The organism is Nocardia sp. NPDC004278, from assembly GCF_053602975.1.
Genome location: NZ_JBSGEQ010000022.1, coordinates 57,039 through 78,412, shown reverse-complemented (window position 1 = coordinate 78,412; position 21,374 = coordinate 57,039). Strand labels below are relative to the sequence as shown.

19 protein-coding genes and 1 pseudogene are annotated in these 21,374 nt (G+C 65.5%); 9 read left to right on the top strand and 11 right to left on the bottom strand.

All coding sequences use genetic code 11. The features are described from left to right. The first annotated feature begins 43 nt into the window (after positions 1-43). Complete coding sequence (locus ACWEO2_RS29040) at positions 44-661, top strand: TetR/AcrR family transcriptional regulator (protein ID WP_355188876.1); 618 nt, start codon at positions 44-46, stop codon at positions 659-661. Positions 662-860: 199 nt separating this feature from the next. Continuing rightward, a complete protein-coding gene (locus ACWEO2_RS29035; RefSeq protein WP_452408222.1) occupies positions 861-1,574 on the top strand; it encodes a DUF6319 family protein in 714 nt (237 codons plus the stop codon). 61 nt (positions 1,575-1,635) lie between these two features. On the opposite strand, the gene ACWEO2_RS29030 is transcribed toward ACWEO2_RS29035, so the two are convergent. From ACWEO2_RS29030 to ACWEO2_RS29020, 3 genes are read right to left on the bottom strand one after another with little or no spacing between them, the layout of a single operon-like run. Continuing rightward, positions 1,636-3,225 (bottom strand): diguanylate cyclase domain-containing protein, encoded by a 1,590-nt coding sequence (locus tag ACWEO2_RS29030; RefSeq protein WP_452408221.1) that lies wholly within the window; start codon positions 3,223-3,225, stop codon positions 1,636-1,638. Positions 3,226-3,233: 8 nt separating this feature from the next. Beyond that, on the bottom strand, positions 3,234-3,845 hold the full coding sequence (locus ACWEO2_RS29025) for a hypothetical protein (protein WP_452408220.1): 612 nt from the start codon (positions 3,843-3,845) through the stop codon (positions 3,234-3,236). Continuing rightward, positions 3,842-4,432, bottom strand: a complete 591-nt coding sequence (locus ACWEO2_RS29020; protein WP_452408219.1) for a pyruvoyl-dependent arginine decarboxylase — start codon at positions 4,430-4,432, stop codon at positions 3,842-3,844. The genes ACWEO2_RS29025 and ACWEO2_RS29020 overlap by 4 nt, the downstream gene beginning before the upstream one ends. Positions 4,433-4,626: 194 nt before the next feature. Here ACWEO2_RS29020 and galK point away from each other — a divergent pair, with 194 nt between their 5' ends. The 3 genes from galK (at position 4,627) to ACWEO2_RS29005 (ending at position 7,881) form a co-directional block, all read left to right on the top strand. Next, positions 4,627-5,748, top strand: coding sequence for a galactokinase (gene galK / locus ACWEO2_RS29015; protein WP_452408218.1), 1,122 nt, complete (start codon positions 4,627-4,629; stop codon positions 5,746-5,748). Positions 5,749-5,922: 174 nt separating this feature from the next. After that, positions 5,923-7,614, top strand: coding sequence for a sodium:solute symporter family protein (locus ACWEO2_RS29010; protein ID WP_452408295.1), 1,692 nt, complete (start codon positions 5,923-5,925; stop codon positions 7,612-7,614). A gap of 12 nt (positions 7,615-7,626) precedes the next feature. Next, positions 7,627-7,881 carry a hypothetical protein gene (locus ACWEO2_RS29005; RefSeq protein ID WP_452408217.1) on the top strand — a complete coding sequence of 85 codons (255 nt, stop codon included), beginning with the start codon at positions 7,627-7,629 and terminating at the stop codon, positions 7,879-7,881. A 247-nt stretch (positions 7,882-8,128) separates the two neighbouring features. Here ACWEO2_RS29005 and ACWEO2_RS29000 read toward each other — a convergent pair whose 3' ends face one another. Then, a complete protein-coding gene (locus tag ACWEO2_RS29000) occupies positions 8,129-9,049 on the bottom strand; it encodes an NAD-dependent epimerase/dehydratase family protein (RefSeq protein WP_452408216.1) in 921 nt (306 codons plus the stop codon). Further along, on the bottom strand, positions 9,046-9,438 hold the full coding sequence (locus ACWEO2_RS28995; protein ID WP_452408215.1) for a hypothetical protein: 393 nt from the start codon (positions 9,436-9,438) through the stop codon (positions 9,046-9,048). The genes ACWEO2_RS29000 and ACWEO2_RS28995 overlap by 4 nt, the downstream gene beginning before the upstream one ends. 394 nt (positions 9,439-9,832) lie before the next feature. On the opposite strand from ACWEO2_RS28995, the gene ACWEO2_RS28990 reads away from it, so the two are divergent. Continuing rightward, a complete protein-coding gene (locus ACWEO2_RS28990; RefSeq protein ID WP_452408214.1) occupies positions 9,833-10,441 on the top strand; it encodes a TetR/AcrR family transcriptional regulator in 609 nt (202 codons plus the stop codon). A gap of 73 nt (positions 10,442-10,514) precedes the next feature. Here the strand turns inward: ACWEO2_RS28990 and ACWEO2_RS28985 are convergent, their stop codons facing one another. Further along, complete coding sequence (locus ACWEO2_RS28985; protein WP_452408213.1) at positions 10,515-11,150, bottom strand: DJ-1/PfpI family protein; 636 nt, start codon at positions 11,148-11,150, stop codon at positions 10,515-10,517. A gap of 84 nt (positions 11,151-11,234) precedes the next feature. Between ACWEO2_RS28985 and ACWEO2_RS28980 the strand changes: the two genes are divergently transcribed. From ACWEO2_RS28980 to ACWEO2_RS28970, 3 genes are all read left to right on the top strand, one after another. Next, on the top strand, positions 11,235-12,572 hold the full coding sequence (locus tag ACWEO2_RS28980) for an aminotransferase-like domain-containing protein (protein ID WP_452408212.1): 1,338 nt from the start codon (positions 11,235-11,237) through the stop codon (positions 12,570-12,572). A 183-nt stretch (positions 12,573-12,755) separates the two neighbouring features. Next, positions 12,756-13,916, top strand: a complete 1,161-nt coding sequence (locus ACWEO2_RS28975; RefSeq protein WP_452408211.1) for an MAB_1171c family putative transporter — start codon at positions 12,756-12,758, stop codon at positions 13,914-13,916. A 230-nt stretch (positions 13,917-14,146) separates the two neighbouring features. Beyond that, positions 14,147-15,043 (top strand): alpha/beta fold hydrolase, encoded by an 897-nt coding sequence (locus tag ACWEO2_RS28970; RefSeq protein ID WP_452408210.1) that lies wholly within the window; start codon positions 14,147-14,149, stop codon positions 15,041-15,043. 39 nt (positions 15,044-15,082) lie between these two features. Here the strand turns inward: ACWEO2_RS28970 and ACWEO2_RS28965 are convergent. The 5 genes and pseudogenes from ACWEO2_RS28965 to ACWEO2_RS28945 all read right to left on the bottom strand — a co-directional run. Further along, positions 15,083-15,268: pseudogene (locus ACWEO2_RS28965) on the bottom strand (hypothetical protein); the annotation flags it as partial. 78 nt (positions 15,269-15,346) lie between these two features. After that, positions 15,347-16,804: a PepSY-associated TM helix domain-containing protein gene (locus ACWEO2_RS28960; RefSeq protein WP_452408294.1), complete on the bottom strand. Its 1,458-nt coding sequence runs from the start codon at positions 16,802-16,804 to the stop codon at positions 15,347-15,349. 306 nt (positions 16,805-17,110) lie between these two features. Next, positions 17,111-17,674: a hypothetical protein gene (locus tag ACWEO2_RS28955; protein ID WP_452408209.1), complete on the bottom strand. Its 564-nt coding sequence runs from the start codon at positions 17,672-17,674 to the stop codon at positions 17,111-17,113. A 169-nt stretch (positions 17,675-17,843) separates the two neighbouring features. Continuing rightward, positions 17,844-19,502: an acyl-CoA synthetase gene (locus tag ACWEO2_RS28950; RefSeq protein ID WP_452408208.1), complete on the bottom strand. Its 1,659-nt coding sequence runs from the start codon at positions 19,500-19,502 to the stop codon at positions 17,844-17,846. Between the two features lie 198 nt (positions 19,503-19,700). Beyond that, positions 19,701-21,326: an acyl-CoA synthetase gene (locus ACWEO2_RS28945; RefSeq protein ID WP_452408207.1), complete on the bottom strand. Its 1,626-nt coding sequence runs from the start codon at positions 21,324-21,326 to the stop codon at positions 19,701-19,703. Between the last annotated feature and the right edge of the window lie 48 nt (positions 21,327-21,374).

Genomic DNA, 21,374 nt, shown 5'->3' with positions numbered 1-21,374 from the left:
TTCTCGGACTTCTCCGACGACAGACCCGAGGTGGCCGCACCCCATGCCGACCAAGTCGAACCCGCTGAGTCTGCGCGACGAGCAGAAATTGCAGACCCGCGCGAAATTGCTGGATGGCGCGAAAGCGCTGTTCACCGAGCGGGGCTATGCGGCGGTCCGGGTGGACGACATCACCGCCGCCGTCGGCTGCAGCCGCGCCACCTTCTACTTGCATTTCGCCAGTAAGCAGGAGTTGCTGCGGGCCATTGCCGAACAGGGCACCGCGCCGACCGCGCTGCACTTCTACGAGGATCTGGACCGGGTGCTCGATACCGGCTCGCGCGCGGAGTTCGTGGACTGGGTGACCCGGGCTATCGCCTGGTTCCAGGAATACAAGGATCTGCTGCCCGCCTGGGACGAGGCCACCGCGCTGGAACCGGAGTTCCGCGAACTCGCCCGGCAGGGCATCCTCGCCCTACCCAATGCCATGACCTCCTACCTCGCCCGTTGGCCCGCCGACCGTCAGGACGAGGCCCGGTTGCGCGTGGAACTGCTTGTCGCCCAACTGGAACGCTTCTTCACCCGCTGGGCCATGCAGGGCACCATCGACGTCACCGCCGACCGGGCCGCCGAGGTCCTCGCCGAAATCTGGTTCCCCGCTCTGCAGGCGCCCACGACGTAGGAGCGGATCCGGCTATCCGAGGGCCCCGCGACGCTGATAGCTCTACATTTGCTGAATTTTGGAATCTTGCCTGATCCTGGGCGGATTCGGTGGTGGCCTGTGTATCTGTCGGTGGCGTGCGGCATCATCTGTGCACGCAGCCATCCACGAATAGCGCTCGGAGTGCACCATGCCGTCCCCAAGAACGAAACCACAGCCGTTGTCGGACACTGAAATTCAGCAGATCGCCACGGACATCGAGGGCGGTCGCCCGCCGATGGTGTGGTTCACCGCGGCCGCGGTTGGCGTGCCGGAGGGACGGTCCGGCAAGGTGGTCGAGATCGGCGATCGATCCGAAAGTGACTTCCTGCGGGTCAAGCCGACCGGATCGAAGGATGTACTGTCCTTTTCTCCGACCGAAGTCACGTTGACCAAGCCGCCGCGGGATAAGGCGGCGACCGCTAGTCCTGCCCAGCCGAAGTCGACAACCAGGAAGGAATCCACTGTGACCCAGCCGTCGACCTTGACAACGAGCATCGCCGCTCCACCGAGCCCGACCCCGGTCGCGCCGAAACCCGTTGCCCCCGCCGCCGAACCGGCCAAACCGGCCGCATCCACGGGTGCCGCGAAGCCCGCGGCCAAGGCGCCCGCCGCCCGCGCCAAGGCGAAGGCGCCCGAGGTCACGGTGACGCTTACCGGAACCGCGGACGGCGAATGGTCGGTCGATGTGGTCAGCGGTAAGAAGAAGTCCGTGCGCGGGCTGCCGGTGACCAGCTCGGCGGTGGCGCAGGCGGCCAAGGTGCTGCATCCGGAGGTGGCCGAGGTAGTGGCCGGAATCCTGGAGGCGGCCCGCGTGGTGCAGGAGTCCAAGGTGCACCAGTTACAGGCCGAGTTAGCCGAAGCGAAGCGGCTGCTCGAGGAGCTGTCGGACTAGACCGCGGTACTGGCCGGAGCAGCTGGCGGTACTGGCTGATCGGACCGCGGTGCCGGGCTGATCAAACCGCGGTGCTGGCAGACTTCCCGCTGGCATTGTGCGACCTGCCGCTCGGGCGCCAGATCCGGCGTCCCGAGTCGGCGGTGCCGTGGTGGGTGTCGCTGCCATGGCGCGTGTCCGCACCGTGGCGCAGATCGTCGTGGAATGCGTAGCCGAGCGAGTACTCCTTCGCGTGGTACATCGCCGAATCCGCATACCGGATGAGGTCGTAGATGGTGTCCTCGGAGCTGTGCGGGCTGCCGCAGGCCAGTCCGACACTCGCGGTGATAGGGATTTCGCCCGCGCTCAGCTCGAACGGCCGAACGAAGGCGCCGAGTAGTCGTTCCGCGAGCATGGTCGCCTCCTGCCGCTCGAGCGGCGCGAGCACCACGAATTCGTCGCCGCCGTAGCGGGCCACCACATCGTCGTGCCGTATGACGCGCCGGATCCGGGATGCCGCATTCGCGATCAGCTCATCGCCGACCGCATGGCCATAGCTGTCATTGACCATCTTGAAGCCGTCGAGATCGATGAAAAGCAGACACAATGGCTGCTCGATCCAGTACTCGCGGTTGCGATGCAACGCGCGCAGCAGGGCGGACCGGTTGAGCAATCCGGTGAGCATATCGTGATCGGCCTGGTACTGCGCGCGCCGTTCACTGCGCGCACTGCGCACGATGGCGCGTTCGCTGCGTACCAGCACACCGATGAGCAGCAGTGCGCACAGCGAGGAGACCACCGCCCGATCCAGGGTGTCCAGGCTGGAGCCGACCACCGGAACCAGCGAGGCCACGATCAACGCGACCGCGATGAAACTGGCCCGCTGCCGCGAGTGATGTGGGTGGATGCGCCGGGGCGCACCGAGGGTCGCCATGGTCGGATGCAGTGCCGCGACACCGACGATCAGGTAGGCGAGCAGCAGTGGCGCCGGCAGTATCTCGTGTCCGACGGGTGCGCTGCCGACGGTATCGAGACTGTAGCCGAGATCGCCGATGAGCACCGCGATCAGGCCGACGTGCAGTAGGCGCAGCGAGGTCTCCGACCGGGTCGCGGTCGCCATCGAATGCGCGACGAGGGCCAGCAGCAATGCGTCCAGTACCGGATAGGTCGCGGCAACCAGGGTGTTCACCGTGGTGTCGTGCGATTGCAGGATCGGTGAGATCAGAAAAGTCCACGAGGCCAGCAGGGCACCGAGCCCGATGAGCGCGGAGTCGAGCAGCAGGTCGTAGTTGGCCCGGACCCGGCGCGGGCGCAGCCACAGCGTCGCGGCCACGCCGATACCGAAATAGCCTGCGAGAGTGAACAGATCATCGATCGGGTGCATCGCGTGATCGTCGATCTCCCGGGTGGCCGTGCCCGTGCCGAACAGCACGGCCGAGGCCGAGAGCAGATACCAGGGCAGCGGCCGCTCGGGTCGGTGCCGCCACAGGCCGATGCCGATCATGGTGAGCGCGCCGATCACCACGGCGGCCATGGTCAGCAGCGACAGGGGCTGCCGATCGACCAGGAGCAGTACCGCGAGCCCGATCGCGATGCCGGCGAGAAGTACTGTGCTCCACCACATTTCGAGGCCGTGGCGGGCGGTCGTCGACTGCTCTTCGCTGACTGTCATCAGCCCCCCTAGGTCGCTCCATCCCCAGTGAACCGCGCCGCGTAGTAGGTCTGTGAATCCTCCACCGCGACTTCGACGTTCGCCTGTTGCTCATCGAGCACCGCTCGAATGCTGTCGGCGAAGGAAAAACGAGTGTTGTTGTACGAGCAGATGTCCCAACCGACCGCGGCGCGCTCGGCCACCAGTACCTGGACAACTGATTTGATCATGGCATGGAACGCGGCGCCTTGTCGTGCACTTGGCGCAACAAGGGTGAATCCGGCGTAGTAGATCGCATCGCGCGCCGCGTACTCGGGATAGCGGGTGGCGAAGTACTCCGGACTGATCCACGGCACGGTCTCGAGATGTTTGGTCAGCGTCGTCACCCCGACGGGTTCGCCGGTCGCCGTGCGCGCGACATGTTTGGCGACCCGCGGATCGATCATCTCCTCGTGGAATTCGGAACGGTGCAGGACCTGTCTGGCAATGGCCTTGGTCCGCAACGGGCCGAAGGCCTCCTCGTCGAGCCGGTGGAACATCTCGATCCGGTCGTCCGGAATGCGCGATTCGATAGTGACGTGCAGCCCACCCGTCGCCCGACCGACAACCCCCGTCGAATCGCTGCGCGCTGCCGCCGTCATCGCTGCCCCCACGGGGTGGTGCGGTACGCGGCCAGTACCAGCGCGCAGGTCGGCGTGCGATCGCAGCGGGCCTCGGTGGTGCACAGCTGAATCGGGCCGAACCGCTCGGGCCGGTTGCGGGTCATATCGGTCAGACTGGATCGGATCAGTCGCGCGACCTCCGCGGCGGTTTCGGCCTCGTGTTCGACGAAAAGTCCGGCGCCGGAACCGTCGTCGCGCAGTACCCAGCCGATACCAGCGCCGGCCCGCTCACCCGCCGCGTGCGCATGCTGCGCGGCGTAGACACAGTAGAGCCGATCTCCCCAGGGGATCGGCTTGCGGACCCGACCCGTGCGGGCCAAGGTGGCGCGCGGCGGAATGACCGATGACAGGCGAATCAAGTTGGCATCACCTACTCCCAGGTCACGCAGTGCCGCATCGAAGGCCGACATAGCCATCGGGCCCGCCCCGGTCGCCGCGCCGATCTCGATCGTCAGTGGAGCTCCGGAGTCACGCTGATCGTCGCGATCCGGCCTGCCCATAGGCGGGAGTAGTCGATCGATCCACTGCAGCCCGAGTAGGCCGCTGCGTGGGGTCGTGTGAATCATAATGCCCTCCCGAAACGGTCGGTCGATTTTGCAGGCCGGTATTGCGTCAAATTCGACTGCGCGTCAAGAAGATCGATCGCGCATCCGCGCCGACCGAAGACCGTGCTCGCGCGGCGTGTCTCGTAGGGTGTGGTTCCGGTGGTTGCTGGGATGGCAGGCGTGGGCACTGGCCGATAGAACGAAGTGAGGAATTCGTGCCGAAGTGGGTGGCGCCCGGGCGGGTCAATATCATCGGTGAGCACACCGATTACAACGACGGCTTCGTGCTGCCCATCGCATTACCGCTGGTAGTCGAGTGTGTGGCGGAGGTCCGCCGAGACGGACTTGTGCGGGTGGCGTCGTGGCAGCGCCCCGGTCAGGTGGTGCTTGTCGAGCCGGGTGACCTTGGCGCGGAACGGGATCGGCTGCCGCCGTGGGCGCGGTATCCGCTGGGCGTTGTGTCCGAATTCGTGCGGCACGGGTATCCGGTCGACGGGGTCGATCTCGAACTCGACGGCGCGGTGCCGATCGGCGCTGGCCTATCCTCCTCGGCCGCGTTGTTGTGTGCGGTGGCGGTTGCCCTGCGAGATCTGTTCGCGCCCAGCGTCACCGATCGGGAGTTGATCGATATCGCGCGCGCCGCCGAGAACGACTACGTGGGAGTGCCGACGGGCGTGCTCGATCAGTCCGCCTCCATACTGTGCCGGGCGGGACACGCGCTCTTCCTCGACGTTCGTGACTTTCGCAGTGCGGCGAGCCGCGGCGGTGGGTACGAACAGATCCCGTTCGACCTGAACCGGTTCGGATTGGAACTGCTCGTGATCGATACCGGACAACCGCACGAGTTGGTCGACGGGGGCTACGCCACCCGGCGCGCCGAGTGCGAGGCGGCAGCCGTCGAACTCGGCGTATCCGCACTGCGCGATGTCGATTCGATCGTGGCGCTCGAGCGGATCGCCGATCCGGTCCTGCGTCAGCGGGCTCGACACGTTGTCACCGAGAATGCGCGAGTGCTGACAGTTGCCAAAAAGTTGCGGGCCGGTGCGGATCCGCGCGAGATCGGCCCGATACTCACCGCGGCGCACGCATCCCTGCGCGATGATTTCGCCGTGTCCACACCGGCTCTGGACACGGCTGTCGCCGCGGCGCTGGACACCGGGGCGCACGGTGCGCGCATGGTCGGCGGCGGGTTCGGCGGCAGTGTCATCGCGCTCACCGATCGCGATGACACCGCGACGGTCGCCGAAGCGGTGCGAAACCGGTTCGCGCAATCGGGTTTCGACGCACCGCGCACCTTCGTGGTGCTGCCGGGAGCTGGCGCCCACCGCGTCGACTGAGCAGCCGATCGGGCGATACATCCGACCTATGTGCGTGATTGTGCCGCGTGGGTGCGGCACAATCACGCACAGTAGAACGCACGACTGGCTCGACGCCCGGTTAATGCCTGGAGGGACGACGCTGTGCCGCTTGCCGATTCGACCGTTTTCATAGCAGCGCCGGATACCGACTCGGTGCAGGCCTCGTCGACGCTGCGCCTGGACGCGCAGCCCGTGGACTATGTGCTGGTCGCGCTGTATTTCCTCTTCGTACTCGGCATCGGTCTGCTGGCCAGGCGGCGGGTCTCGTCGAGTATCGACTTCTTCCTCTCCGGCCGATCGCTGCCCGCCTGGGTGACCGGACTGGCCTTCATCTCCGCCAATCTCGGCGCGGTCGAGATCATGGGCATGTCGGCCAATGGCGCCGAATACGGCTTCCCGACCTTCCACTACTTCTGGATCGGCGCGGTGCCCGCCATGCTGTTCCTCGGTGTGGTGATGATGCCGTTCTACTACGGCTCCAAGGTGCGCAGTGTGCCGGAGTTCATGCGTCGGCGCTTCGGCACCGGCGCACATCTGGTCAACGCGTTGAGCTTCGCGATCGCGCAGGTGCTCATTGCCGGAGTGAATCTGTACCTGCTCGGCTCCATCCTGAATGTGCTGCTCGGCTGGCCGCTGTGGGTGTCGGTGATCGTCGCGGCGGCGATCGTGCTCTCCTACATCACCCTCGGTGGACTGTCCGCGGCGATCTACAACGAGGTGCTGCAGTTCTTCGTCATCGTCGCCGCACTGCTGCCGCTGACCCTGGTCGGCCTGCACAAGGCGGGTGGCTGGGAGGGGCTGCGGGACAAGGTGACCGCATCACCGGGCGGCGCCGAACAGTTGGAGTCCTGGCCGGGCACCGCGCTCAGTGGGTTCTCCAATAGCTTCCTCTCCGTGGTCGGCATTGTGTTCGGACTCGGATTCGTGCTCTCGTTCGGATACTGGACCACCAACTTCGTCGAGGTGCAGCGCGCCCTGGCGACGCATTCCATTTCCGCCGCGCGGCGCACCCCGATCATCGGCGCCTACCCGAAGATGTTCATTCCATTGATCGTGGTGATTCCCGGCATGATCAGCGCGGTGCTGGTGCCGCAGATGCGCGAGTACAAGGCGGCGGTGACGGCCGATCCGAACTTCTCCGGTGATGTCACCTATAATCAGGCGCTGCTGTATCTGATGAAGGATGTGCTGCCGAACGGGCTGCTCGGCGTCGGGCTCGCCGGATTGCTCGCGGCGTTCATGGCCGGGATGGCCGCCAATGTCTCCGCATTCAATACGGTGTTCAGCTATGACCTCTGGCAGCAGTATGTGCGCCGGGATCGACCGGACGGCTACTACCTGACCGTGGGGCGGCTGGCCACGGTAGGTGCGACCGTCGCGGCCATCGGAACCGCCTTCATCGCGGCCAATTTCAGCAATATGATGGACTACCTGCAGACACTGTTCAGCTTCTTCAACGCGCCATTGTTCGCGACCTTCATTCTGGGCATGTTCTGGAAGCGGATGACACCGACGGCGGGTTGGATGGGGCTGGTCTTCGGAACCCTGTCGGCCATTGTGGTTTTCATCCTGCACAAGACCGATGTCTTCGAAATGTCGGGCCAGGGGTCGAGTTTCGTTGCGGCCGGTGTCGCCTTCGTCGTCGATATCGCCGTCAGCGTCGCGGTCACCCAGGTGACGGCATCGAAACCGGATGCCGAACTCGTCGGGCTCGTCTATTCGGAGACGCCCAAACAATTGCGCCACGATCCGGACGAGGCCAGCCTGCCCTGGTATCAGCGTCCGGTGCTGCTCGCGGGCATTGCCCTGGTCCTGGTCATCGCCCTCAATATCATTGTCGGATAAGGAGGCCAGCCGATGCTTTTCGATATCCGCACCATTGTCGGCGCACTGCTCGGCAGTTATGCCGTCATCTTGATCGTGACGGGGCTGGTGCACAATACCGCCGCCGAGGAGGCCAAGACCGGTGGTGTGAATGTGAACGTCTGGGCCGGTCTCGGCATGGGTGCGGTGGCAATCGCCTTCCTGGTCTGGGTGCTGTTGCGGCCGGTGTCCGTGCCGACCGAGACCGATGCGCCTGCCGCCGAGGCGGATTCGCCACCCGAGCCCTGACCGGCGCGGATCGGTGCGGCCGCCGCTAGCGGCAGCGTGCTAGATCGGTGTCAGGTGCCACTGCGCCGCGATCGCGGCGGCGGCCGTCCTGTTCGGTGCGTCGATTTTGCGCAGAACGCGTTCGCCTTACAACCGAAGGAAGGCGCGGGACAAACGCCATGAAGACCCGTTCCGGCCGGCGTCGGAAGGGGTTGTCGTTGGCTGGAATTCGACGGGCGCAAGCCGACCTGAACCCGGCTGCTGGCTCCTACAGTGTGGTCAGACCGTCGCGGACCGAAGGGTAGACGGGTGCCCAGCCCAGTTCTCGCTTGGCTTTGGCATTCGACACCCGGATGCGCGTGGTGACCATCAGCTCGTGCAGATACGGGAAGGCCGCCAGCAGCCAGCCGGGTACTGATCTGGGTGACGGTGCCGCGGTGGCTTCGGCCAGGGCCTGGATGTAGTCACTGAAGGCGATGGGCTGGTCATCGACGATGTTGTAGGCCTGGCCGGGTCGTCCGCGGTCGAGGGCGGCCACGGCTGCGGTGGCGGCATCGTGAATGTGAATAGGTGAGGTAATCCCGGAGGGATGAGGTGTGGGCAGCCGGCGCCGCCGGGTCTGCTCGGCCAACTGACGGGTCAGAGGTTCGGGGCCGTAGAACATTCCGTAGCGCAAGGCGATCCCGTCGATGCCCTGGGTGCCGAGCACCTGGTCTTCATTGGAGCGCAACGAACGCATATGTGTGTCGGTCGCGCGGTGCCCGGTGAGCTGAGCGAACGGCCGTTCTTCGGTGACGAACTCGTCGCCATGGTCGCGGTAGCCGTACCCGAGGAAGAACGATTGGGTGACGAAGCGTTTCGCACCGACATGTCGGGCGGCTCGGATCAGGTTCGCCGTACCTTGATCACGCAGTGCGTCGGTGGCATAGAGACTGCGGTGGAACAACGGAGTTCCGGTGATCGAGGTCGCCTGGTGGATCACCGCGTCGGCGGTGCGGCCGCTCAGCGCGGCCAGCAGCTCATCAGCGTCCATCAGACTTGCGCGCACCGGCTCGGCGCCAGCCGTCCGCAGCTGCCGCAGACCGCGGTCGGACCGCGTCAATCCGATGACTTCATGACCAGCCGCAAGCAACTGCGGGACCAGCGCAGCTCCAATTGTGCCGGTGGCCCCAGCGAGCAATACCTTCATGCCGAAACCACCTCGCTCGCGCTGGGGCGGCGCCGTGACACACGCAGCCTGATCACCAGTCCCACCGCGGCAACCGCGGACAGCGCCAGCAGCGCCCACGGGTCGGATGCCTTACCACCTTGGTCAAGGTCGACGGCGTGGTTGAAGGCGTGAAAGGTGTTGGTGATGAGGAAACCGGTCAGCACAACAGCGATGACGTCGCGCCACCAGAGGGCGGCCAGCATCATGAATCCGATACCGATCTGGAAAACACCTGCGTCATGAAGGAAGTGCACGTGATCGGGCCAGTTCGCCCACTCGGCGAAACCCGCGGGATCCAGGCGTGCCCACCATCCGAACCCCAGCATCGATAATGCCGTGAGTATCACGGCGCCTCTGACAGTATTCATTTCAATCCTTCGGTGAGTGCGGGTACCAGCAGGTGCGGTACCAGCGACCGCCGCCACGCCGATCAGCCCTGGTCCGCCACCGAATCGGCGCGTGCGCAGTGCGGTCAGCAGGATCAAACGATGAGTGGTCCGAGCTATCCGATGCGGCCGCCGACGCCGGGAAGATCATTGTGAGCATCATCCGCAGCTGACCGGCCCCACGCGCTCGATCGACCATCAGGTCTGTGCGGTATTTCGCCAACTGGGTGAGTTCGGCGACCGGCTTTGCGGGCGGGGCACCTGCTGTAGGTCGATACTCCTGCGCGGGTGTCGGCGATCAGACGGGCGGCGTCGATCGCGGTCGTGCCAACCAATTAGAATTCATGTTCTAGAATCTATATTCTAGAATGGTGATGTGGCAAGGGCGGCGAAATTCACACGAGACGACATCCTCGACGCGGCGGCAACCGTGGCGGCCGCGCACGGGCGAGACGCGACGATCGGGCACGTGGCGGCGCAAGCCGACGCCCCGGTCGGGTCCATCTACCACCGGTTCCGATCCAGGGACGAGCTGTTCGTCTCCCTCTGGCTCCGCTCGATCCGTCGCTTCCACATCGGCTATCTGCAGGCCCTGAACGAACCGGACCCGAACTCGGCGGCGATCGCGTGCGCCGTGCACATCCCGCGCTTCTGTCGCGATCACCCAGCCGAAGGTGTCGCCATGACCATGTATCGCCAGACCGAACTCGTCAGCAGTGGACCGCCGTCGCTAATGGAAGACATCGTCCATATCAACGATGCCGTCACTCGGGCACTGCTGGATCTGTCATCCCGTCGATACCCCGTAGGCGACAACTTCCATCTCCGTCTCATCGCCATCGCGTGTCAGGAAAGCCCCTACGGGCTGGTGCGTCCCCACCTGCGATCGGCTGAACCCATACCGACCTGGGTGGACGACGTGGTCCGAGCATCGACGGCGGCAATCCTCGCACTCGGCGACTCCGCTGCGACCTCGGGTGAGTAGGCAGGTGCCGGGCAATCGGCGCATCCGGTCCGTCGCCACCACCGACTCCGGTTCGCTGGTCTTACGAGACCGGTCAGCCGTTGCGCCCAGCTGACACGGTGGCCAGTTCGCTGGTCAGGTATGGGCTGATATTGCCCATCGCGCGTGCCACATAGTCTTCCTTCTCGCCGACCGGAGCGACGTAGTGCAGAGCGCTTTCGGCCGCTTCGACACTTTCCAGGCGGGCGATCATCCAGGCCGCGAGGTAGGGCGATGCGAGGCAGCCGCCCGCGGTGGCGAGGTTGCCCTTGGCGAAGAAGGGCTGCTCGAGCACATCGACTCCGGCTGCCTGGACCCATGGTTTGGTCGTCAGATCGGTGCAGGCGGGTACACCGTCGAGTAGTCCGAGCTTGGCCAGCACCAACGTCCCGGAACATTGTCCGGCCAGCAGTTGCCGAGACGGGGCGAGTCGTAGCCGTGCCATCAGTTCCTGGTCGGCGACAACTTCGCGGGTCTGCACCCCGCTGCCCACGATGACCGCGTCCGCGGCGCTGGCTTCCTCCAGGGTGGCCGTCGACTCGATGACCACACCGTTCATCGAACGGACTCGCCGGGTAGGACTGGCGATCGATACCCGCCAGTCGGTCTTCTTGACTCGATTGAGAACGCCGAGCGCGATGAGCGAGTCGAGTTCGTTGTAGCCCTCGAAGGTGAGGATGGCGATATGCATGACGGTTGCCTTTCCCAGTCGCTGCTGGGCACCGTACGACCATGATCCAATACAATCAAGAAATTGTCATGCATACAATCGGGCGTGGCGGTCTCGAGATACAAAGGCATCGTGGACGCGTTGGCGTCCGATATCCGGGCGGGGCGGTTGCCATCCGGGACGCGGCTCCCGACCCATCGCCAACTCGCGGCCAGGGAAGGGCTGGCATTGGTAACCGCGTCGCGGGTCTATGCCGAGCTCGAAGCCATGGGGCTGGTAAGTGGGGAACCCGGCCGGGGCACCTTTGTTCGTGAGATCGCGCTGCCGCCCAGCCATGGCATCGACCTACAGGCGGCTGCGGCTGACGTGGTGGATCTCAACTTCAACTACCCCGCACTACCTGGTCAGGCCGATATGCTGCGGCAGGCTTTGCGTCAGCTGGCGTCCCAGGGTGACCTCGAGGCCCTGTTGCGCTATCAGCCCCATGGCGGACGACCTGATGAGCGGGCCACGGTAGCCCGCCATCTGCGACGGAATGGATCAGCGGTCGGCGCTGATCAGGTGCTGATCGCCAATGGCGCTCAGCATGGATTGACCGTCACCGCCATGGCGATGCTGCGGCCCGGTGACGTCGTAGCCGTCGATGCCCTGACCTATCCGGGCTTCAAGGTGCTCGCCCATGCGCTCCACTTGGAACTGGCACCGCTTCCCGCGGCGGGCGACGCGCCCGATCTCGACGCGCTCGAACAGCTCTGCGCGACGCGGCGGGTCCGTGCCGTCTACACAATGCCGACGCTGCACAACCCGTTGGGATGGGTCACCGGGGAATACCACCGTGAGCAGCTGGTCAAGATCGCGCGCCGATACGAACTGCTCATCATCGAGGACGCCGCATACGCCTTCCTGGCCGAGCAGCCACCACCCCCACTGGCGGCGCTCGCACCGGAAAGGACCGTCAACGTTTCCGGGCTCTCCAAGAACGTCGCGACCGGCCTGCGCTTCGGATTCGTCACTGCTCCAACCACATTGGTGCCCGCCATCGAGCGCGCGATCCGCGCCACCACCTGGAACACCCCTGCGGTGATGACAGCGATCGCGTGCCGGTGGCTCGACGACGGCACCGTCGCCAGGCTGGAGACGCAAAAGCGCGATGATGCGAGGATCAGACAGTCGATCGCCCGCGACGCGCTGGCGGGGCTTCCTCAGGTCAGCCATGCGTCGTCGTATTTCCTCTGGCTCCCGCTGCCCGAGGACGTACGGGCCGACCAAATAGCAACCGCGCTGATGAGCGAACACGTACTGGTGTCCACGGCGGAACCGTTCGCGACGTCCGCGCACGTGCCACACGCGCTTCGGCTGGCTCTCGGCTCGACAAATCTGGACACCCTGCGCGAAGCGCTGGACAAGGTAAGACGGGTCGTCGATGCATACACCCATCGCTGAGTCTCCAAAGATACGTGTCGCCTCCGGATTGCCCTGTAGCACACGGGACAAGGCCGCGGTCGTCGCTAGCGGCAGCGTGCCTCGAGCGAATGCCCCCGCCCAATTGTCTTGGGTTCTAGGAGAAGTCGAGGCGGCAGTATCCTCCGACGGGCATGAGTTCCGCCGGACCGAAAGGGTGCATCGATGTCGTCGCCGATACCGGGGGTCGTGGCCTGGGCGGTGATCGGCTACCTCGCGGTTGGGCTGTCGGGTTGGCTGTGGCTCGTCCGCGGCACTGATGTCGATCGGTTCGACAACCGCATGGGCCGACTCGTAATCCACATGGGCCTGTGGTGCATCGTGGCCCTGCTGATGTACCGGTGCGCATCGACGCCGACCATCGATGACCCGGCGAATCAGCTTGCCTTGGGCTGCGTTCTCATGACCACCACGTACCTGTACAGCATCGGTCGGCTCATCAGCGCCGATTCCGTGCCGGAGACCGTATGGCGCAACCAGCGCAACGCCGGTTTCGTCGCCTTGGCCGCGACGGCCTCGATAGTCCTGACCGCGGCATCGGTCAGATACTCGGGACGCACGGTCGACCTGCGCCTTGCGCGGGATGGACTGGGCATCGGTTGCGCCTTCGCCGTACCACTCACCTACAACACGTTCGTGTTCGCTCGCGGCTGTCTCGGCGCACTCCGCGATGTCGATACGCCGCGCGCGGCTCGGATCGTGTCTTTCGGCATGATCGGCAGCATTGCGATTATCTGGGGCGCGCAGGCACTCTCGCTTTCCCAGCTGACCACTGGATGGCCCGACGGACCACCACTGTCGCTGGTCCCGGCTGCATTCACCCTGTTCGTCGCGATTGGTTCGACGCTGCTCGCGGTACCACTGGTCGCGGAGCTGATGCTGCGAGCGGGTATGGATCGCGCCACCCGAACCTACCGTCGGCTATTGCCGCTGTGGCGTGATCTCACTGCGGCGGTCCCGGAGATCGTTATGCCCGTCGACGCGCGACACGGCTCGGATCCAGCCACCCGTCTACTGCGGATGACTGTGGAGATCCGCGACGCAATGCTCCACCTGGGTGCTTACCTCCCGGCCGAATCCGATGCAACGCAACGCAATACCGTGGGAGAGTCCGGATCGAACCGGGCGATTACCGATTATGCCCATCGGTTGATACGGGCGGCGCAGGCCAGAAAGGCGGGCATACCGCCCGCTGGCACCGGAGCACCACCGCCATTGCCCGTGGTCGCCCACGATTTCGACACCGAGCTCGCGCACCTGATCGACCTGGCCCGTATCTGGCCGCAGGCCAAGGCCGCGATGGAATGTGCCGATCGCGCAGGTTAGATCGCCGGTCGCCACCGGGGGTATCCCATCGCGTTTCGGACGCGCCTTCCGCGGTTGCCGCTAGCGTGCCTCGAGCGATGATCGATATCACATCATGTAAGCGTCACGGAGTCGACGGGCCATCTCGTCCTGGTTGTGTCAGGCATTCGACATATGAAGGACGGTCGATGATAAATCAGGGAACGGCTCGTAAGTGGCTACGGTGGCTCACCGTGTCCTGCGCTGCGGTGGTGGCGTTGATCTTAACGGCGGCGACTGCGATCGCTTATGTATGGCAGCCCCCGGAGGACCGCGACTACACATCTCACTACCTGTCCACCGTGCAGTCGCGATACGCCGACACCGACGTGGCGCGGTTCCACTACACGAAAACGGGCTCCGGGCCGGCGGTGGTGCTCGTCGCGGGCGGCGGGCAGTGGCTCTACTCCTACCGCGACACCATTCCGGTGCTGGCTGAGCATTTCACCGTGTACGCGGTGGATCTGCCCGGTCAGGGCTACACCACCCCGAAAAGGGACGACTTCCGCTACGACCTGGACGCCATGTCCGGTGCCCTCGGCGCCTTCCTCGACGCGATGAATCTGCCGGCTACCTCGCTGGTCGGGCATTCTTGGGGCGGCGCGATTTCGCTGTACTTCGCCGAGCGGCATCCGGACCGGGTGGACCGGCTCGGCCTGCTCGCCTCGCCGGGCCTGAATGTGCCCTCGAGCTGGGATTGGCGGCCGCTGGAAATCCCGGTGGTCGGCGAGTTGATCACCAAACTGATGACGAAAGCAAGCAGCGAAACGACGCAGCGGAAGTCGTTCGAGCACCAGGAACTGGTCACACCCGAGCTGATCGACGAGAACTGGGCCGCGATGAGCAGGCCCGAGAACCGTGCGGCGCTGTGGGCGCAACAGCGCCGCTTCGACTACTCACTGACCGAGCGACTGCTCGGCGAGGTCCATGCGAAGACGCTGGTGATCTGGGGTGCGGCGGACCACTTCGACGAACCGTGGCAGGCGGCGGAACTCGCCCGCCGCATCCCCAACGCACAGTCGCAGGTGTTCGACGGCTGCGGGCACTCGGTGCACGAGGACTGCCCCGGTCAGGTCATACCGCTTCTGGAGACCTTCCTGACCGACTGAGCCGGGGCTCCCACCGAGGCGGTCGGCCTCCGAATGCCAGATCGCCGCACCGATCGCGACCGGTGCGGTCACCAGGATCTGACCCGCGAGCACACCGAGCGCGCCGATCGCGACAATGCCGCCGACGCAGCCGACCGCGGCGGCCGGAATGAACGGACCGAATAGGCCGACGATGGTGGCCGAGGCGACCGTCGCACCGGCGATACCGCCGAGCACGCAGCCGACGCCGATACAACGGCCGTACCTCTGACGTCCGATAGGTCGAATTGGTAACTGCCGGAGCCCCTCACGCTCCGGCGGTACTCAGCTTGCCGTGGCGCGGCCGCGTGCGATCAGGCCGACGATGACATCGACGGCGAGGAAGGCAAGCAGGCTCAACCCGACCAGTGGGACGAACCAGCCGACGACCAGCGCGGCCGCCACAACGGGCAGCGCCAGCCACGGCGAGGTCCGGCGCAATGCGCCGCGCCGGGGTGCGCGCCCGATGGCCAAGCGCGACGAACCGCGGGTCGGCCGTCGCTTCCACCACATCAGGTAGCCGAGCACGAGCACGGCGATCAGCCCGATCATCACCACGAGCAGCAGCAGCTGGTTGAGCAGCCCGAACATCAGGCCCATGTGGAACTGGATGCCCCAGTTGGTGAGTTGGGCCATCAGCGGCCAATCGGCGTAGGGCAATGTGCTGGTGACCGTGCCGGTCGCGCCGTCGACGGCGACCGCATCGACGGCATAGGTGCCGGACATGCGCCGTTCCTTCACCGCGAATGCCACGCCGGGCTCGGCCGGAATGCTGATCTCCGCACCCTGGGTAATGCCATTGGCGCGCGCCGCCGCGTACACCGCGTCGAGTTGCGTGATCCGGGTCGGCGTATCGACCGCCGCGGGCGCGTGGTCGCCACCACCGTGGTGATCGCCCCCGGCGTGTTCGGTGGCAGTCGCGCCCGGCAGCGCGGTGCTCACCGCAGGGGTGGTCCAGCTGAGCTGCTGGCGCAGTTCGGTGATGTTCTCGCCCGCATAGGTCGACCAGGTCATGCCGGTCGCCGAGAGCAGCAGGATCACCGGCATGATCCAAACTCCAACGGCGCCATGCCAATTCATCGACCGGCCGCGACCCTGCTGGGCGCCGTCCGGTGCCAGCAGCCAGGCCGCCGAGTTCCGGTTGCGGCGGCCGCGGACCCGGCGGATCCACAGCACCAGACCGGCCAGCGCGACAACCCACAGCCAGGAGGCGGCGAGTTCGCTGTAGATGCGTCCCGGCTCACCGAGGTGCAGATCCCGGTGCAGCCTATCGATCCAGGTGCGCAGCGGAAGCGCACCCGAACTGCCGTAGACGACATCGGTGCCGACCGGCTGCGCGGTATAGGGATTCACGAAGACAGCGCGTCGTTCGGACTCACCGAGTGACGGGTCATCGAACAGCACACGAGTGGTGTCGTCGGCCTCGGGTGCCGGAGCCACCGCGGCCAGCTTCAGCGTCGGCTGGGTGGCGACCGCCGCGGTGATCTGTTCGGACAGCGGTCGCATCGCGCCGTTCGGCTCGACCTTCAACAGATCGTGCGAGGTTATCGATTCCAGGGTCGGGGAGATCGCGTAGAGCGCTCCGGTGACCGCGGCGATGAGGATGAACGGTGCGATGAATATGCCAGCGTAGAAATGCAGCCGCATGGCCAGGGGATAGAGGCCATTGCGCGGCCGATCGGTTGTTTTCGCTGCCGGATCCGATGATTCGGCATCCGGTGGGCTGATGTCCGTAATTGTCATGGTGATTCGTTTCTGGAGTTCGGAAAGCACCCGGAATCGTCCGTCGTCGACAAGAGCCGTCGGAATCCACCGAACGCCGTCATCGCGGCGATACGCGGAATTCATGACGGACAGCGGATCCCGGCGTTTCGCCGGGCGCGAAGAGCGTTGCGCAACAACCGGGTGCGATCGACGGCAGAGCTGATCGGTGCACCCGTGAACCACGGAATCGATGTCACACGGTGATGTGAAATCTAGTCCGCGGAAGAGTTTGTGCGTGGGTGACGGCGACGCACGAGCGGAGCCCGTGCACCGGGTAAAGGAGAATCAGTAACCGAACGCCAGTGGCGGACCGCGTGTACGCAGCGAGTCCGCGGCGAAAATCCGCAGAATGACGCGATCACGATGGGTCAGGCGCAGCGGCACCGGCCCCGGAATCGCGGGCGGGCGATAGCGCATCGGCAGCACCCGGGACAGCACCGCACAGCCGATCCGATACGCGGCTTCCGCGCCACGGATCACCATTGCCGCGATGGTGGCCGCAACGATGTGCGCGGCAAGCATGCCGGGACCGAGCTGGGCATCGCCGTGATGCAGATGCCCAGAGCTCCAGCCCATGGTGAAATGGCCGAGCAGTTGACCGGTGGCGAGTGCCATGACCAGCCCGAATGAGCTGTCGCGAAACGCTGCGATACCGGCGACCAGCGCACCGATGACGGCCGAGCCGACGGCGATCAGCGCGAGAGCGGTATCGCCCGGCGCCACACCGCCGGAGACCCACCCATGTGCGGCAACGGATATCGCCCCCGAGATCGAACCGGCACATGCGCCGCGCACTCGCGCGACGGCGCTGCGGTGCCCCGCAGCGGCCGGGCCGAACTCGATACTCACGCGCTGATGATAGCCGACGAATTACCGGCCGAATGACACCCCGGTCGGTCATCGAAATTCATGAGATGCATCAGTTTCCAGATGGAAGAAATGCGAAAGCCGCACACCTCCGGATATCCGAACGAATTCCGCGGCCGGGAAATCGAAGGTGTGCGGTCCCGAGTTCGAATCAGCTTGCGTCGATTTCCATTTCGATCAGCGGCTTGCGCAGCAGCTTGCCGGTTGCATTGCGCGGCAGTTCATCCAGGAAGATCACCTCGCGCGGCACCTTGTAGCGCGCCAGATTCGCCTTGACGTAATCCTTGATTTCCTGCGCGTCGCACTTGGCGTCCGGACCGGGAACGACGAAGGCGCGCAACCGCTTTCCGAATTCGCGATCGTCCACGCCGACCACGGCCGCCTCGAAGATATCGTCGCGGCCCGCGATGAGATTCTCCACCTCGAGCGGGAAGACGTTCTCGCCGCCGGAGACGATCATGTCATCGTCGCGGCCGTCGATGTAGAGCAGGCCATCGGCATCGAAATGTCCGACGTCACCGCTGGACATCATGCCGTCCACGATCTCCTTGGTGCGGCCGTCGGTGTAGCCGGTGAAGGCGAAACCATTGTCCACGAAGATGGTGCCGGTCACATTGGGCTCGGTGATCGGCTTGCGGTTCTCATCGAGCAGCACGATCCGGATGCCGACCGGCGCCTTGCCCGCGGTGGTCGGGGCCTTGCGCAGATCCTCCGGGGTCGCGACGGTCATCACCGCGCATTCGGTGGAGCCGTACAGGTTGTAGAGGCTGTCGCCGAAGTAGTCGAGGGTGCGGGTCACGACATCGGGCGCGATCGCCGAGCCCGCCGCGAAGATCACCTTGATGCTGCTCGGGTCGTACTTGGCCAGCACCGCGTCGCCGAGATCGAGGATGCGCTGCAGCATGGTCGGGACCACGACCAGCGAATCCGCCTGGTATTCGGTGATATTCGCGAGCGTGCGCTCCGGATCGAACCGGCGCTGCTGGAAGATCACCCGATTGCCGAGCGCCAGGCCGAGGGTGAACTGCGATAGGCCGGTGCCGTGGAAGATCGGCGCGGCCATGATCATGGTGCCGTTGTTCGGCAGCGGCACCCGGTCGACGAACTGGGCCGAGGCGAACGGGCTGACCCGATCGCGCGGTGCGCCCTTGGGAGTGCCGGTGGTGCCGCTGGTCAGGATGACCATGCCACCCGGCTTCGCGGGCGCGGGCACCGGTTCGGTCGAGCGGCCCGCGATCAGCGATTCGATGGTCGGCACCGACGGATCAACATTGTCCTTCTCATCGACCCAGGTGAGCACGCGCGGGATCTCGGCGGGAATCGCGCTCATCAGATCGAGGAATTCGCTGTCGTGCAGTACGGCCTTGACGTGCTCGCGCTCGGCCACATCGGCGAACTGCGGTTTGGCGAAGCCGGTATTCATCAGCACGGTGCGGACGCCGAGTTTGCCGGTCGCGAGCAGGCTCAGCACCATGCCACGGTGATCGCGGGCCAGCAGGGCGACCACGTCACCGGGCTCGAGACCCTGCGCCTCGAGACCACGCGCGAGCGCGCTCGACTGCTCATTGAGCTGCCCGAAGCTCACCTCGCCGCGTTCGTCGACAATGGCGGCTGCGCCCGGCCTGGTCTGTGCCGCATGCATGACGACACCGGCGAACGGGCCGAACTTCAGCACGTTGAATGCGGACCGGACCGCATGATCGGGCCGCAGCGGATTGAACAGCCGCCGCTTGACCATGACATTCACGCCCTGGGCGAGATCGCCCGCCTTCCGAACGGAGTCATTCAACGCAGGCAGAGATAGAGACATTCGACAACGCCTTCCGCGGTCCGCCCACCGGGACCGGCGGTGGTGTGGACCGCAACTTCGAGATCCAGTGCTGCCGCTAACGATAGCAAGCATCTGTGACTCGGTGTGTCATGTATCTCACCGGTCCGGGCTCATCAGCCGTGGGAAGCGTGAAACGCCCTGTTACGCCTCGGTTTTCGCCGGGGCGGCCGCGTTGGGCTACGCCTTCACGTCGTACTCGACGAGTACCCGGCGCAGCAGTTTGCCGGTGGGATTGCGCGGCAGATCGTCGAGGAAGATGACCTCGCGGGGCACCTTGTAGCGGGCCAGGTTCTCCTTGACGTAGGTCTTGATCTCCTCGCCGTCGGGGGAATGCCCCGGCTCGGGAACCACGAAGGCGCGCAGGCGTTTGCCGAACTCGACATCGTCGACGCCCACCACCGCCGCGTCGAATACATCCGGCCGCTCCAGCAACAGGTTCTCCACCTCCTGCGGGAAGACGTTCTCGCCGCCGGAGACGATCATGTCGTCATCGCGGCCGTCCACCATCAGCAGGCCGTGCTCGTCGAAATGCCCGACATCGCCGCTGGACATATAGCCGTCGATGATCTGCTTATGCCTGCCGTCGGTGTAGCCCTCGAAGGGCGCGCCGCTGCGGATGAAGATGCGCGCGGTGGTGTTGATCGCGGTGACCTGCTTGTCGTTATCGTCGTAGAGCCGGACCTCGCAGGTGATCGGCGCACGGCCCACGGTGCCCGGTGCGAGCGCCAGATCCTCCGGATTCGCGACGGTGGCGACGGCGCATTCGGTCGATCCGTAGAGGTTGTACAGGACCGGGCCGAAGACCTGGGTCGCCTTGATGCACAACTCCGGAGCGAGCGCCGAACCCGCGAGCAGAATGCATTTCAGCGAGGAGGTGTCGTATTTGGCGCGGATCTCCGGTGCCAGTTCGGTCATCCGGTGCAGCATGGTCGGCACCGCGACCAGCATTTCGGCCTTGTGATCGGCCACCATCTTCAGCGTGGCCTCGGCGTCGAAGCGACGGCGCACCACAACTTTATTGCCCATCGCGGAGGCGACCAGATAGGTGCCGAGCCCGGTGCTGTGGAAGATCGGCGAGACGATGACCTGAGTTCCCCGGACCGGGAACGGGATTCGGTCCACCATCTGTGCGGTGGCCAGCGGGGTGACCTTGCTGCGCGGTGCGCCCTTCGGCAGGCCGGTGGTGCCGCTGGTGAGGATCACGAAGCCGCCCGGTTTGGACGGCGCGGGCAGGTCCGCGGTCGAGTTGGCAGCGATCAGATCATCGAGAGTCTTTGCGCCCTCGGGCAATTCGGTGCCCTCGTCGACCCAGGTGAGGTAGCGCGGGAGATCGGTCGGCAGCGCGTCGAGCAGTCCGAGGAACTCGCTGTCGTGCAGCACCGCCTTGACCTTCTCGCGCTCGCAGACCTCGGCGAACTGCGGCTTGGCGAATCCGGTGTTCATCAGCGCGACCCGCACGCCGAGTTTGCCAGCGGCGGCCATGGCCAGGATCAGGCCGCGGTGGTCGCGCGCCAGCACACCGACCACGGACCCCTCGGTCAGATTCGCCTGCCGCAGCCCGCGCGCGATCGCGGTCGACTGCTCGTCCAACCGCCGATAGGTCAGTTCGCCACGCTCGTCCACCAGTGCGGGGGCATTGGGCGCGACCCGGGCCGAATGCCGGATCAGCGTCGCCTGCGGTCCGTAGACCTGCGATTCCTTCGCCGTTCGCAGCGTTTCCACTGGCTTCGTGGGATCGCTGACCCCGCGCGCCCGCAGCACTCCCAGCGCCTTCACAACCTCGAGCGCATGCGCCAACTTCATTGTCGAATACCTCCACAAGGAACTCGCGTCGGCCCTCGACCTAGCGAT

Bases quoted from the DNA above. Each gene is read 5' to 3' on its own strand.
- ACWEO2_RS29040 (WP_355188876.1), top strand. From the start codon at position 44: ATGCCGACCAAGTCGAACCCGCTGAGTCTGCGCGACGAGCAGAAATTG.
- ACWEO2_RS29030 (WP_452408221.1), bottom strand. From the start codon at position 3,225: ATGACAGTCAGCGAAGAGCAGTCGACGACCGCCCGCCACGGCCTCGAA.
- ACWEO2_RS29025 (WP_452408220.1), bottom strand. From the start codon at position 3,845: ATGACGGCGGCAGCGCGCAGCGATTCGACGGGGGTTGTCGGTCGGGCG.
- ACWEO2_RS29020 (WP_452408219.1), bottom strand. From the start codon at position 4,432: ATGATTCACACGACCCCACGCAGCGGCCTACTCGGGCTGCAGTGGATC.
- ACWEO2_RS29005 (WP_452408217.1), top strand. From the start codon at position 7,627: ATGCTTTTCGATATCCGCACCATTGTCGGCGCACTGCTCGGCAGTTAT.
- ACWEO2_RS29000 (WP_452408216.1), bottom strand. From the start codon at position 9,049: ATGAAGGTATTGCTCGCTGGGGCCACCGGCACAATTGGAGCTGCGCTG.
- ACWEO2_RS28995 (WP_452408215.1), bottom strand. From the start codon at position 9,438: ATGAATACTGTCAGAGGCGCCGTGATACTCACGGCATTATCGATGCTG.
- ACWEO2_RS28985 (WP_452408213.1), bottom strand. From the start codon at position 11,150: ATGCATATCGCCATCCTCACCTTCGAGGGCTACAACGAACTCGACTCG.
- ACWEO2_RS28975 (WP_452408211.1), top strand. From the start codon at position 12,756: ATGTCGTCGCCGATACCGGGGGTCGTGGCCTGGGCGGTGATCGGCTAC.
- ACWEO2_RS28960 (WP_452408294.1), bottom strand. From the start codon at position 16,804: ATGACAATTACGGACATCAGCCCACCGGATGCCGAATCATCGGATCCG.
- ACWEO2_RS28950 (WP_452408208.1), bottom strand. From the start codon at position 19,502: ATGTCTCTATCTCTGCCTGCGTTGAATGACTCCGTTCGGAAGGCGGGC.
- ACWEO2_RS28945 (WP_452408207.1), bottom strand. From the start codon at position 21,326: ATGAAGTTGGCGCATGCGCTCGAGGTTGTGAAGGCGCTGGGAGTGCTG.